Here is a 13,427-nt window from a genome sequence, read left to right as displayed (position 1 = left end):
CCCACAATGGGCTGCTTGCGAAAAATTTGGCCCCGCTTTGTGTCAGGACCAAGGCAGTGAAAAGGCGGGTTAATGATAGTTTACGAACCGTTGACAGTACCAAGGATCAGGTAAATGGCCAGACTGCCACCCAAGGCAAGACCCATCGGAAAGTGCTTGGCCCTGTTCCAGCTTTCCCAATCCGGTGCCATTTTTCGCAATGGTGTGTGCATGGCTAGCCGGTGTGCAGCAAATGCTGCAACTGTGGTCGTCGCCAGAATGAACAGGATCAGGTTCAAGTCCCCAACCCAGACAAAAGGCGAGGCGGCGGCCAGGAACTTGGCATCGCCTGCCCCCATGACGCCAGCCGAATTAAGCAAGATACCAAGTATCAAGATAAAAACGATATGCAACAAGTGCCAAACATATGGGGGAAGGGCGACGGAAAACGATCCAACGCTTAACGTCGTCCATTCGGTCGCCCACGGGGGCAACACGAACAAGCCGATTACGACGAAAACAATCGCCAACGCAACAACGGCGTGGTTCTTGATAAGCATATACCGCATATCCGTGAACGCCACATACAAGCAAATTGGCAGGACAAACGGCAGGAACAACAGAGATGCAGCCGCAGGAATGCTCATAAATCAGGTGCCCTCAAGCGCGCGGAGCGAGCGGACAGCCTCATCATAGTGCTGTGGATGGGTGGAAATGGCCTCTCGGAACAAGTTTTTGGCTGTCGCCACGTCCCCTTGCTTGACCGCGGAAATACCCATTGTGTTCAACAACATGGCGCGTTCTACTTGCGTCATTGGAACGACCGGCAAGCTGTAATTTCCTTGCGCTGTCCGTGCCAGCACGAGGTTGTTCTTGGCGGTGAACAAAGACTTGTCCTGCCGAATTGCGTCGGTAAACAGACGCTCGGCTTCGGCGTATTGACCGCGGGTCAGTTTGGAATATCCCCAGTTGTTCATGACACCACCTGGACGCGTGGTCAGGCCGACCGCAGTTTCGTAGAAGTGATCTGCACGCTTCCAATCTTCTCTGGAGTCGGCGACCAGGGCTTCAAGCCTGTAGCGTTTAAAGGTTTCGTATGTGGGGGGGACGGAATCCAGCACCGTTTTGGCCTGGCTCCAATTACCCGAACGCACTAGCGCATCGGCATATTCAACCTTGTCGACATTCCCGGCCCCCTTCATCTGCGTCACCTTTTTCCAGGCGGCGGCGGCTTCGGTCGTGCGTTTCGCGCGGGTTAACGAGATTGCCAAACCCCGTTGCAGGTCGATCCGGTCCGGGTTTTTTGAAGCGGCACCTTGGAAATATGTAACTGCTTCATTCGGGTCGGCGGCTGTAAGCAACACCTCGCTCAGGTTGGTCTCGTCAATGACGTTGACCTCCTGATAGGTGCGTTCGACTTTTTCTTCCTCGGTTTCTTTTTCGCAGGCAGACAAAACCAGCCCGCACACCAGCATTGGTGCTATCAAGAATTGTTGGCGCATTTTTGCGTCCCTTACTGCTCTTGCCCATGTTGCGGGAGCCTGCGCAGCTTAAATTGCCCGTCGCCTTGCTGCTCCAGCGTAAATTCTTGTAGTTCAGCGGTATTATTAACAGGATTTTCCATTTTTGCGAGTGCCAAGCGTAAATTGTCGCGGATTGCGTCACTTTCGCCATTGTCCAACGCATAGGCGCGTTTAAAGACCTGTGCAGCCTCGGGGTATTCACCCTTTTCCATCAGTAAAACACCCAGATTGTTCCAGGCAACGGGCCATTCGGGGTCATCTTTGACGGCGCGACGCAGCAGGGTTTCGGCCTGCCCCAGACGCCTGAGGCCCAGATTGGCCGTCCCCATAGATGTCAATATCTGCGTCGTCATCCCCTGGTCCAGCGCGGCGCGTGTAAATGCATCCAACGCCAGTTCGTACTCACCGGATGCCATTAGCCGATTTCCGACGGTGATCTCATCTACGCTTTCACCTTTCGGGTCGATCCCTGGGGCGTTCAGATCATCGGGCAGCCCCGTTTCTGTGCAAGAGGCCACCATGGCGATCACCATGGCGGCCTTTAAAGGACGGCGTATCCACGGTTGAATGCGCCTGAAGCCTGACAGTAATGGGTTATCAATTGCCCGCTGCAAAATCAGCGATCCCTTTCGCCGACGGCCCGACCAGAATGACAAGCAAGGGCGGCACCGTTAGGATCATTGTGGCAAGCGTCATCTTGGTTGGCAACTTGTTCGCGGCTTCTTCGGCGCGCATAACGCGTTTGTCGCGCATTTCACCCGCGTATACCCTTAGTGCTTCGGCGATCGAAGTACCGAACGTGGCCGACTGGATCATCACCGTCACAAATGAGCTGACATCCTGCACACCGCAGCGGGTTCCGAAATCGCGCAGAACGGTGTCTTTGTCTTTACCGGCCTTAAGTTCGTAGGCCACGACTTCGAATTCTTGTGCGATATCTGGGTATGACGCCTTCATTTCGCCCGCAACGCGCACGATAGCCTGATCCAGCGATTGACCGGCCTCGACACAGACCAGCATCAGGTCCAGCGTATCGGGAAAGCCTGACGTAATTGCTTCTTTACGCTCATCAACGCGCCGCGTGATCCAGTAGCGCGGCAGAAAATACCCCGCAGCGGCAGGAACCAGAACACGGATCGCCATTTGTTGCGCCGTGAATTCCTGACCGCCCGACAGAACAGTCACCAACAAAACGCCAAACAGGATACCAGTGATACCCAGCGCGAATTGCGCAAAATGGAAAAAGCGGACCGCGTCTTTCGAGTGATACCCGGCTTGCCGCAGCTTGAGCTCCATCGCCGACAGTTCATCCTCGTTTTGCGGTTCAAGGAATGTGGCGAATTTTTCAAGCTGCTCGTTGCGGCTGGCGGTGCGCAGCTTGTCTTTCTTGGTTTTCTTGTCCTGCTTTGGCGCTGCGGTCGATCTTTGAAGCTTTTTCAGCGGGTCTTCCGGTTGCTTCATGATCAGTGTGAGGGCGATCAGGATCATGATCAGTCCCAAAACTCCGACCAGGATAAGCGGTCCGAATTCACCAAGATACTGTTTGATCAGGTCGTTGAATGGGCCCAGAATTTCCATCGTAATCCCCTCAGACCTTGATGTTTGTAAGAACGCGCATCACGATCAGGTTCACTGTCAGCATGATGCCAACAAAGAAACAGGCCGGGATGAAATACGGGTGATCGATCACGTCGTCATAGTAGCCCGGGTCCGTCACCAGAATGAACACCAGACAGAATAGCGGGAAGCCGGACAGAAACTTGCCGGACCACTGTGCCTCGGCCGTGATCGCCTTAACCCTGCGGAAAAGGCGGAAGCGCGCCCGGATCACTTTGGCCAGACCGGCCAGAATTTCGGCCAGGTTACCGCCCGATTGCTGCTGAATACCGACAGCAACGGCCAAAAACCGAAGATCCTGCATGTCCAGACGTTCGGCCAGATCCTTCAATGCCTCACCCACGTCACGGCCATAGGCGCATTCATCTGCGATTACGCCAAATTCGGTACCCAGCGGATCCTGGACCTCGTTCGCGACAATCTGAATGGACGACACAAACGGGTTACCCACGCGCAGGGACCGCACCATAAGCTCAACCGCGTCTGGCAGTTGCTCTTCCATCATGCTCATGCGCTTGTTGGCTTTGCGATTAACCCATACGTAGACGCCGCCGACGCCGATAAAGACGGACAGCGCCACCCGTAGAAGCATCTCGGTTGCTGTGCCGATGCTCAGCCCCACAAAGGCAAAGCCTGACAGTAGGACCATGACCAAGATCAATTGCCGGGGGGTGAAAGCGATCGCCGCCTTTTGCGCCTTGTCAGCAAGCAGCGAATAAAGCGGGATGCTCTGCGTCTTCATATGCTGCTGCATTTCTTTGCGCAGCTGTTCCAGGACTTGCTCTCGTCCGACGCCTTTTTCGAGCATATCCAGACGTCGGTTCACGCGGCTGTTCAGGCTTATGGATTTGCCGAACGCCACCAGATAGATACCTTCGACCAACGCGAAAACCGCAGCGAAGATCACGACATAAATGAGCGCCTCAACAGGCAGTTGCATTGTCAGATCTCCTACATAGTCGTTGGTTCATAGACCGAAGCGGGCAGATCAAAACCCCACAGACGGAAGCGCTCGGAAAAGTGGCTGCGCACGCCGGTGGCGGTGAAGTGCCCAATGATCTTGTTGTCAGGTGTCAATCCAACGCGTTGGAATTTAAAGATTTCCTGCATTGAAATCACGTCGCCTTCCATGCCCGTAATCTCGGTGATCGAGGTCATGCGGCGCGAACCGTCTTGCAGACGGCTGGCCTGAACGATCAGGTTCACAGCGCTTGAAATCTGACTGCGAACCGCCTTGATCGGCATTTCGATCCCGGCCATTGCGATCATGTTCTCAAGACGTGAAATACCGTCCCGTGCCGAGTTGGCGTGAATGGTGGTCATCGAACCATCGTGGCCCGTGTTCATGGCCTGCAGCATGTCAATCACCTCGGCGCCACGTGTCTCGCCCACGATGATACGGTCGGGGCGCATACGCAGGGCGTTTTTCAGACAGTCGCGCGGGCTGACTTCGCCTTTGCCTTCCACGTTGGGCGGACGGCTTTCCATCCGTCCCACATGGGTCTGTTGCAGCTGCAGTTCCGCCGTGTCCTCGATGGTCAGGATACGCTCGGCGTCGTCGATAAAGCTCGACAGGGCGTTCAGCGTGGTCGTTTTACCCGAACCCGTACCGCCGGAAACGATGATGTTCAGTCGGGTGGACACGGCGGCCTGAAGATAGGCGGCCATTTCTTCGGTGAAGGCACCAAAATTTACTAGGTCATCAATGCCCAGCTTGTCCTTCTTGAACTTACGAATCGAGACCAGAGACCCATCCACCGCAATTGGCGGCACCATCGCGTTGAAACGTGAACCGTCGGCCAGACGGGCGTCGACGTAAGGGTTGGATTCATCGACACGGCGACCCACGGCGGACACGATCTTGTCGATGATCCGCATCAGGTGCTTTTCATCCTTGAAAGTGATGTCGCTGATTTCCAGCTTGCCGTTGCGTTCTACAAAGATCTGCTGAGGGCCGTTGACCAGAATATCGTTGACCGTGTCGTCCTGCAGTAAGGTTTCAAGCGGGCCCAGGCCCGTTACCTCGTCATACAGCTCTTTGTTCAGCTGCGTGCGATCCTCGCGGTTCAGGACGATATTGCGCGATTCCAGAACTTCGCTGGCAATCGCACTGATTTCAGCGCGCAACTCGGCCTCGCCAGCATTTTCAAGGGCTGCAAGGTTCAGGTTTTCCAGCAATTCGCGGTGCAGTTCGATCTTGATTTCGCCAAGACGCTCTTTGCGCTTGCGATCACGATCTGTACCGGCAGGTTCGGCCGGTTTTTTCTGTACTGGTCGACGGGCGACAGCTGTGGTCGCTGGTTTTTTTTCGGTAGCAGGTGCGGGCGCCGCCACCGGGGTCTGAACCGGCTGCGCTTCGGGCTGCTTCTTGTAACGTGAAAACACGGCGGCTCTCTCCCTTTAATACTGGTTACGCGGCCTCAGCGTCGCTGCTGCCCAAACTGTGAAGTGACTTCGCAAGTTTTTGGATTTCGCGGCGCAGCGGATTCTTGGCGGCCGCGTTGGCCAAAGGCTGTCCGTGGTCGCCACTTTGCAAAACCGGCTTGCCGCCATCGGGCAGTTGCAGGTCGATGGAAATACCCAGGCTTTCGCCCATCCGCTTAACCCGGCCCTTACCGTTCAGATCGGTGAATTTCGGGGCTCGGTTCAAAGCAAAGCGCAATTTATTGAACGGCAGTTCCTCGGCCTGAAGCGCGCGTTTCAGACGCAGCGCGTTCTGAGCCGAACGCATGTCCAGTTCGATCATGGCAAAGTACACATGCGCGGCCTGAAGAACCGTTTCGGACCAAAGAACCAGGGTCGAAGGCATATCCACGATGACATAATCAAAATTCTTGCGTGCAATGTCGATCACACGCTGGATATCTTCGGGGGTAATCAGGTCCAGCGGCACGATGTCCGACGGCGCCGTCAAAACGTGTAGCTTGTCTTCGTATGTCTGGAGCGCTTGCGAGAACACGTCGTCATCCATGGACGAAGTGTCTGACAGCATTTCAAAAACCGTTTCGCGTCGCGGCAGGTCCAGATAGGTCGAAATCGTGCCGAATTGCAGATCCAGATCCAACAGGCATACGGACGGCGCATCCTTGTCCGAGACCGTGGCCAGTTCCCAAGCCAGATTGACCGCCATCGTGGTTGAGCCCACCCCACCGGCCAGCCCATGTACCACGAACAAAGCACCCTCTTTCGATGCGCCCTGTGCCAGCGGTGCCGCCGCCGGTTGAACGGCGACCGGATCAGGCCGGTTCATTCGGTCAATGGCTTCCTGCAACTCGCCCTCGGGCAGAGGGTAGGGGACAAACTCATCTGCGCCCTTGCGCAGCAACTGGTGTAAAGAGGCGGGCGTGACATCCTCGGCGATCAGGACGATCTTGATGCCTTTTTCCTTGGCGCGGGTGATGATTTCGCCCATCAGGGACAGGTTATCTTCATCTTCGCCATCAATCGCCAAGGCGACAAATTCCAGGGAATCAGCGTCGGGCTGACTGAAAAACGCAAGGGCTTCGGCAAAGCCCAGGTCGCCCCATCGCTCTCCCAGCGCGACCTCCATATCCTCGATCAGAAGGTCGAAATTTTGGACGTCACGGCTTATTGTGCAAGCCAGAATGGCGTTCTTGTCATCTTGTGGCGATGCGCTCGTCATTAACATATTCCTTGTTGCGAGAGCAGACCAAGCCAGTGAACCCGCAGATTCTGTCTGGTTCGCCTTTGCCCCGTTGCGGCCTTTTCAGGCCACAAGTCATCTAATTGTAGAAAATGTGGCTTGGAACTTGGGCAAGAATTGGGCGCAAAAGAACCAATTGTAGGGAATTGGGCGACGATGTCGCCCAATTCTGGATTATTGTTCAGATGTAGTACCAACTGCGGTCTGGCTACGCAGCTGCGACTCGTAGGTCGCGCTTTCCACATACTCACGGTACACAATCGCGGCATATTTGCCGTCGAGAACCAGCGGGTTGCCATCTACAAAGCCGGACACTTCAGTCACGGTACGGCGGTTGCGCCGGTCGCGGTTCGGCGTGTCAATCAACGGACGGTACTTACCGAAGGACACAACGCCTTCAAGGCGCGACCGCGAGATGCCCTGCTGAGTCAGGAAGGCAACCGCTGCATTGGCCCGTCGCTGGCCCAGAGCTTTGTTGTAAGCCGATGTGCCAACAGCGTCGGTGTGCCCGTAAACCCGGAACCGTGCTTCGGGGAACTGCTTGATCCATGCGGCCTGCCGCAACAAGATCCGCTGAGCCGTCGCATCCAGCTGAGCGCTGTCGAAGGCAAAGTTGATTTGCGTTGGAACCTCGGCTGCGAACCGCTGACCCAGAATCTGGGCATAGCTCAGTTCGCCGTTCATGACCTGAACGTTGTTCAGCGTTGCGTTTCCGAAAGCGCCTTGGTCAACTTCGTACCCGGCCTCACGCGTACATGCGGCGACAGCGACCGAAAGACCCAGTGTGATGATCCACTTCTGCATTGGTCCTATCCTCCTATCAATCCAGAACGTAGCCGTAAGAACTGCCAAAGTCCTGTTTGGCCACTTCTGAGGCTGCGCCAGAACCCGGACGCGTTGTACGACCGACCCTGCCATTCACGAACAGATCAAATTCGCTTGGCGGTTTGACCCGATCGGTGGGCAATGCCAGCGCCTCGCCACGCGTCGGCGAAACAAGGTGCGCAGTGATGATGATCACGAGCTCGCTCTGCTGACGCTGATACTCCGCACTGCGGAACAGGGCACCCAGCACCGGGACGTCACCGAGCCACGGCACCTGGCTGTTCAGATCGCTGAAATCATCTTGGATCAGGCCAGCAATCGCAAAGCTTTCACCGTCGCGCAGTTCAATGGTTGTACTGGTTTGACGGGTCACAAAGCTGGGCACGGTATCGCCCTGGATGGTGAAGTTCGAGCTGTTGTCGATTGCCGAAACGGCTGCCGCCAGTTCAAGGTTGATCAAGTCGCCGTCCACAACACGCGGAATAAAGTCGATTTCGACACCAAACGTCTTGTACTCAATGGCAATAACGCCGTCGTCCTGTGGAACCGGGATGGGTACTTCACCCCCTGCCAGGAAGGTTGCTTCCTGCCCTGACAATGCCGACAGGTTGGGCTCTGCCAAGCTGCGCGCAAGACCTTTGGCTTCAAGCGCCTCCAGCAACAAACGCACTTGCGTTGATCCGGAACCAAAGCCGAACAGGACCGCGCCAGTGTTTGTTTGCACAAAAGGAATGTTGTTGTTCAGGGCATTGGTTAACGCGCCTTGGTTGTTCAGCGTGTTAAAGCCACCAGTTACGTCGCTGCCACCGAAGCCCAGCGATGCGGTCAGACTTTTGGCTACCGAACGGTTCATCTCGGCAAAGCGCACTTTCAGCATGACCTGCTGAACGCCCCCCACCGACATGAGGTTCGAAACACGCTCGGGCGCGTAACGTTCGGCCAGTTCAAGCGCGCGGGCCAGTTTTGCGCTGCTTGAAATCGTGCCAGACAGCACAATGCCGTCATTGGCGGTCCGAACTTCGATCGGCTCACCCGGCAGGATTTGCCGCAACCGCTCTTTAAACTCCGATACATCCGGAGAGACGCGGACCCGAACATTCGCCAGCAGGTTTCCCGCACCGTCAAAAAGGGTCAGCGTGGTCAGGCCAGGGGCTTTACCCAAAACATAGATTGTCCGATCCGAAAGCGACGAAATATCAGCAATGCCAGCGTTGGCGATGCTGAGTTCTGCAAACGGTGTTTCGCTTTCTACTACGATTGCGCGGTTCATCGGCACGTCCAGCGTTTCAGCCGTGCCATTCTTCACCACGCGTAAAGTTTCAGCCCAGGCCGTGTGACCGACCGGACCGACTATAAGCGCCAACCCAAAAAGGGTTGCGCTGATCCAGGAACGTATTTTCATGTGACCTGCCTCTCCGATCACGCCTCGTTTTGGGTCTGATGCCCTATGTGCGACAACACTGCGCGAATTCCGAATTTATTGCAATAATCAAGGGTTTCTGGAATTTTCCTTATGTGGGTATTCCGCAACATGCAAAATGACGCAAGCCGCGCATCTGGCGCGGCTTGCATCCGTAAATCTCTGATTTAACGTCAGTTTGTACAGGGAATCGGAGTTTGTACGATCTCTGCGCCACGCCGAATATTGGTGAAGCATTTTCTCTCCTCCGCCTCGACAGGAGCAGGGGCAGCCTCTTGGATATTCAGTAGTTTACGTTGGTCCACCTCAACTGCAGCAGACACCGTGTCATCCTGCACGCCAACCAAGGCCAGCGAAAGCCGACCGGTATTCTGCGCTTGTGCAAGAGCCGCGATTTGTTCCGGGGTTGCAGCAACTGTCACAGTACGTGCGATCGTTGCGCCGGTCAGATCTGTACCGGCGGTTTGATCGACTGCGATCAGCTCGATATTGGTTTGAATCAGACGCGTGATTTCGGTGCCGCCGCCGTCGTAGTTGCTGCTGACGGTTCCTGTCCAATAGACATCAACACTGTCGCCAGGGCGCAAAAAGCCGGACACACCGGATGCGACATCGACACTGATGGCGAAAGCGCGCATACCTTTTTCAAGTTGCGAGGTCAGACCCGCCGACTCTCCGGGTTTGGTGACTTTGACCTCCATCAGGGCCTCGTCCTTTTCCATGGTTCTCAGGACGAATCGGTCTCCGTTGGCGTTTTCAGGGAACAATACTGCCATGTCCACGAAGCTGCCTTCGGGGATTGCCTCATCAGGCCAATTCACAATGCGCACGTCTTCTTCTGAAAGGCGTTCGCCGTATTTCATAGTCCGGTTGGAAACAATAACGCCGGTGGTGCCGGCCAAAGCAGCGTTTTCCAGCGCCTCTTGCGCGGCCTGCCGTTCGGCGGCGAGTTGAGCCTGATGCTGTGTGATGTAATCGCGCGCCAAATAGACGGCACCCCCGGCCAAAGCCACCCCGATAATCAGGACAAGTCCAAATACTGCACGCATTTACGTCCCCTCGTATTACTCTCTATTCCAGTCAGTTCATCGCAACACTACGATGAAGCTTAGGTCTTCGTAATCGTAAATTGTGTCGAAAAGGGGGACAATCTTGATTAATTTCGTGATTGTAACGCTGCAACGATTCAGCAACGATCCCCAATCAAGGATCGGTGGTGCCGGAAAAGTCAGTGTTGATGTCGTAAACTACAACCGAGGAAACGGCCGCGCCGTTCTTGGCATCCAAACTCTTCACAGGCTCTGCAATGTAAAGACCAATGAAAAAACCGAATCCAACGATTGCGGCGGTCAGCACAACCCAATCAACCGTGACAGCTCCAGATTCATGTTCCAGAAAAAGTTTAACTCTTTTCAACATAGGAGCACCAAATTTACTCAGCCTAAAAAAAAGGGGGCCAAGCCTGAACAAGCATGACCCCACCATATAGATTCGCTTCAACGACTAGATTAGCCGATGCTTAGTCAGCGAAATTGGTGTCGATGTCTTGGACTGTGGTGCCCGAGATTTCGGTGCCAACATTGGTCGACAGTGTACCCGTGCCGGTACCGATTGCGTTGTAAGCAACTGCGGCCAGACCAACGATAGCTGCGGTCAGAACGACCCAGTCAACTGTTACGGCGCCGTCTTCGTCTTTGCGGAAGTTCTTGATGAACTTGATCATGTTACGTCCCTCCTAAAGGATCAAAAGTCTAATAAACCTCGGCGTCTTTACAGAGCTTTCTCTCTCAGTCCGCTCCCGACCCACTCGGTATGGCATTATGTTTGCCTGTCAGGCATGGCAGGAATTGGGCCAAACACCGTTTTTTTCCTTTCAGGCTTAACTTTTTGGTAGGAGTTTTTCTAACCGGCTGAAAATAAACAAATAAAAATTCGAAAGTGTTGGGGTCATCCTCTGTTGCCGATGCAAAATTGCTCCAAATGAGGCGAAATTGCCCCATTTCGGCGTGTTTCTCTGGCTTTACAACGGGATTCGCGCTTGAAATGGCAAAAAAGAAAAGCACGAGGCAGGCAAATGAAACTCCGGGACGCGATAAGCTGCGCCGGCATTTTGGCGTTTACGATGACAGGACCTCTGCCTGTCGTCGCAAACGAGATTGAGCCCAGAGGCGTTTATAAAAGAGTAAAGGCGCCCAAGCCAGGAACAACGCCTAGGATCACCATCCAGATTTCACCCGAGGAACACGCCGCAGCCCCCTTCGCGCCCAGCACGGGAACAGAGATCGTCATTCCCGAAATTATCGCGCGCACCAAGGTCGTACCCCCATCTGCGCCAGACGCAGGAACAGGGGCCAAACCGGTTGGGTCTTACAAAGCCTTTTGGGACAAAATCTCACCCGCATTGGCCGAGGCAGGCGCTTGGAGGTTGAATGAAGCCATAAATGCCCTGGCGGCAACAAACGTGGCCTCACCGCGGCTACAGACCCTTCAGAACATCGCGCAACAGCAGGGGGTCGAGATTCTACGCTCGACCGTGGGGACGAACGTCTCGCCTGCCCTGGTTCTGGCCGTAATCGCGGTGGAATCGGCGGGGCGGGCGGACGCGGTGAGCCAAGCAGGCGCGCAAGGCTTGATGCAGTTGATGCCCGCGACGGCCAAACGTTTTGGCGTGCGCGACAGTTTCCAGCCCGCGCAGAATATCTCGGGCGGGGTGAAATACCTCAACTGGCTGATGGGCGAGTTCGGAAATGACCCGATCCTCGTTCTGGCGGGATACAATGCCGGGGAGGGCGCAGTGCGCAAGCATAGCGGTGTGCCGCCTTATGCCGAGACAAGAGACTATGTGCCCAAAGTGCTGGCAGCTTTTCAGATCGCCAAAGCCTTGTGTTCAACCCCGCCCGAGCTGATCTCGGACGGCTGCGTTTTCCAGACCACAAACTGAAAAGACCCGCTAAAAAACAGCGGGCCTTCTTCAATTGGTATGGTCAGTTGACGATTGTGGCTTCGGTCGCCGCGCGCATCTCGTCCTCACTGACGCCATCGGCCAGTTCAACGATCTTGAGGCCGCCCTCGACCACGTCCAGTACGCCCAGGTTGGTGATGATGCGATCCACAACACCTTTACCGGTCAGCGGCAGCGTGCATTCTTTCAGCACCTTCGAGTCGCCGTGCTTATTCGTGTGATCCATAACGACGATCACGCGGCCGACACCAGCCACAAGGTCCATCGCGCCGCCCATGCCTTTGACCAGCTTTCCGGGGATCATCCAGTTGGCAAGATCACCTTTCTCATCCACTTCCATGGCACCCAGAATCGCGGCTGCGATCTTGCCGCCGCGGATCATGGCAAATGAGGTCGCGCTGTCGAAATAGGCCGTGCGGGCCAGTTCGGTGATCGTTTGCTTGCCCGCATTGATCAGGTCCGGGTCTTCCTCACCCTCGAACGGAAAGGGGCCCATGCCCAGCATGCCGTTCTCGGATTGCAAGGTGATGTCCTTATCACCTACATAGTTTGCCACCAGCGTCGGGATACCGATGCCGAGGTTCACATACATACCGTCTTCCAGCTCTTGCGCCGCGCGCGCGGCCATCTGATTTCGGTCCCAAGGCATTATGCGTCCTCCTTCTTGCGGGTGGTGCGCTGTTCGATGCGCTTTTCGTGATCACCCTGAATGATGCGGTGCACGTAGATGCCGGGCAGGTGGATGGCGTCGGGGTCCAGCGAGCCGCGCGGTACGATCTCCTCTACCTCGGCGATGCAGATCTTGCCGCAGGTTGCAGCCGGAACATTGAAGTTGCGCGCGGTTTTACGGAAGATCAGGTTGCCGGTGTCGTCGGCTTTCCACGCTTTGACAATGGCCAGATCGGCAAAAATGCCTTCTTCCATGATATAGGTTTCGCCGTTGAAATCCTTGTGCTCTTTCCCTTCGGCGATCACGGTGCCTACACCCGTCTTTGTATAGAAGCCGGGGATGCCCGCACCGCCGGCACGCATGCGTTCGGCCAGGGTTCCCTGAGGGTTGAACTCCAACTCTAGCTCACCGGACAGGTACTGACGCATGAATTCCGCGTTCTCGCCGACATATGAGCTGATCATTTTCTTGACCTGCTTTGTCTGCAATAGAATGCCGATGCCGAAGTCATCGACCCCCGCATTGTTCGACGCAAATGTCAGATCCTGAGCGCCTGAGTCCTTGATCGCCTCTAACAGCAGTTCGGGTATGCCGCACAGGCCGAACCCGCCTGCGGCAATCAGCATGCCATCCGTCAGCACCCCATCAAGTGCTTCGGCGGCATTGGCATAGATTTTCTTCATGGAAACTCCCCCAATGACGTGGTGATGGGCAGGTTGTGCCGCCACGTCTCGGGGAAGTCAACGAATCCAGGTCGGTGGTGGTAT

15 protein-coding genes are annotated in these 13,427 nt (G+C 55.5%); 2 read left to right on the top strand and 13 right to left on the bottom strand.

Features of this window, described 5'->3' with window-relative positions; genetic code table 11:
- Window positions 1-80 precede the first annotated feature (80 nt).
- From AVO44_RS12955 to cpaB, 10 genes are all read right to left on the bottom strand, one after another.
- Entirely contained in the window at window positions 81-626 is a 546-nt protein-coding gene (locus AVO44_RS12955; RefSeq protein WP_068337629.1) for a prepilin peptidase, read from the bottom strand.
- Window positions 627-629: 3 nt separating this feature from the next.
- On the bottom strand, window positions 630-1,481 hold the full coding sequence (locus AVO44_RS12950) for a tetratricopeptide repeat protein (RefSeq protein ID WP_068337627.1): 852 nt from the start codon (window positions 1,479-1,481) through the stop codon (window positions 630-632).
- Window positions 1,482-1,492: 11 nt separating this feature from the next.
- A complete protein-coding gene (locus tag AVO44_RS12945; RefSeq protein ID WP_068337625.1) occupies window positions 1,493-2,035 on the bottom strand; it encodes a tetratricopeptide repeat protein in 543 nt (180 codons plus the stop codon).
- A 64-nt stretch (window positions 2,036-2,099) separates the two neighbouring features.
- The gene (locus AVO44_RS12940) at window positions 2,100-3,080 is read right to left on the bottom strand and encodes a type II secretion system F family protein (protein ID WP_068337623.1); all 981 of its coding nucleotides are present in this window, start codon (window positions 3,078-3,080) and stop codon (window positions 2,100-2,102) included.
- Between the two features lie 10 nt (window positions 3,081-3,090).
- On the bottom strand, window positions 3,091-4,059 hold the full coding sequence (locus AVO44_RS12935; protein WP_068337621.1) for a type II secretion system F family protein: 969 nt from the start codon (window positions 4,057-4,059) through the stop codon (window positions 3,091-3,093).
- A gap of 11 nt (window positions 4,060-4,070) precedes the next feature.
- Window positions 4,071-5,504 carry a TadA family conjugal transfer-associated ATPase gene (locus AVO44_RS12930; protein WP_068337620.1) on the bottom strand — a complete coding sequence of 478 codons (1,434 nt, stop codon included), beginning with the start codon at window positions 5,502-5,504 and terminating at the stop codon, window positions 4,071-4,073.
- A gap of 25 nt (window positions 5,505-5,529) precedes the next feature.
- Window positions 5,530-6,762: a CpaE/TadZ family protein gene (locus tag AVO44_RS12925; RefSeq protein ID WP_068337618.1), complete on the bottom strand. Its 1,233-nt coding sequence runs from the start codon at window positions 6,760-6,762 to the stop codon at window positions 5,530-5,532.
- A gap of 195 nt (window positions 6,763-6,957) precedes the next feature.
- Window positions 6,958-7,587, bottom strand: coding sequence for an OmpA family protein (locus AVO44_RS12920; RefSeq protein ID WP_068337616.1), 630 nt, complete (start codon window positions 7,585-7,587; stop codon window positions 6,958-6,960).
- 16 nt (window positions 7,588-7,603) lie between these two features.
- Window positions 7,604-9,010: a type II and III secretion system protein family protein gene (locus AVO44_RS12915; protein ID WP_068337614.1), complete on the bottom strand. Its 1,407-nt coding sequence runs from the start codon at window positions 9,008-9,010 to the stop codon at window positions 7,604-7,606.
- A gap of 191 nt (window positions 9,011-9,201) precedes the next feature.
- Complete coding sequence (gene cpaB, locus AVO44_RS12910; RefSeq protein WP_068337612.1) at window positions 9,202-10,077, bottom strand: Flp pilus assembly protein CpaB; 876 nt, start codon at window positions 10,075-10,077, stop codon at window positions 9,202-9,204.
- Between the two features lie 103 nt (window positions 10,078-10,180).
- Between cpaB and AVO44_RS21060 the strand changes: the two genes are divergently transcribed.
- A complete protein-coding gene (locus AVO44_RS21060; RefSeq protein WP_157769981.1) occupies window positions 10,181-10,504 on the top strand; it encodes a hypothetical protein in 324 nt (107 codons plus the stop codon).
- A 43-nt stretch (window positions 10,505-10,547) separates the two neighbouring features.
- Here AVO44_RS21060 and AVO44_RS12900 read toward each other — a convergent pair whose 3' ends face one another.
- The gene (locus AVO44_RS12900; protein ID WP_068337609.1) at window positions 10,548-10,751 is read right to left on the bottom strand and encodes a Flp family type IVb pilin; all 204 of its coding nucleotides are present in this window, start codon (window positions 10,749-10,751) and stop codon (window positions 10,548-10,550) included.
- A gap of 351 nt (window positions 10,752-11,102) precedes the next feature.
- Here AVO44_RS12900 and AVO44_RS12895 point away from each other — a divergent pair, with 351 nt between their 5' ends.
- On the top strand, window positions 11,103-11,969 hold the full coding sequence (locus tag AVO44_RS12895) for a lytic transglycosylase domain-containing protein (protein WP_068337608.1): 867 nt from the start codon (window positions 11,103-11,105) through the stop codon (window positions 11,967-11,969).
- A gap of 43 nt (window positions 11,970-12,012) precedes the next feature.
- On the opposite strand, the gene AVO44_RS12890 is transcribed toward AVO44_RS12895, so the two are convergent.
- Together AVO44_RS12890 and AVO44_RS12885 are read right to left on the bottom strand one after the other, a co-directional pair.
- The gene (locus AVO44_RS12890) at window positions 12,013-12,639 is read right to left on the bottom strand and encodes a CoA transferase subunit B (protein ID WP_068337606.1); all 627 of its coding nucleotides are present in this window, start codon (window positions 12,637-12,639) and stop codon (window positions 12,013-12,015) included.
- The gene (locus AVO44_RS12885; protein WP_068337604.1) at window positions 12,639-13,343 is read right to left on the bottom strand and encodes a CoA transferase subunit A; all 705 of its coding nucleotides are present in this window, start codon (window positions 13,341-13,343) and stop codon (window positions 12,639-12,641) included. The genes AVO44_RS12890 and AVO44_RS12885 overlap by 1 nt, the downstream gene beginning before the upstream one ends.
- Window positions 13,344-13,427: the final 84 nt, after the last annotated feature.

The organism is Ruegeria profundi (assembly GCF_001507545.1).
In the GTDB taxonomy this organism is placed as follows: Bacteria; Pseudomonadota; Alphaproteobacteria; order Rhodobacterales; family Rhodobacteraceae; genus Ruegeria; species Ruegeria profundi.
The sequence above is the reverse complement of the archived record's forward strand: the minus strand, read 5'-3'. Positions and strand labels throughout refer to the sequence as shown.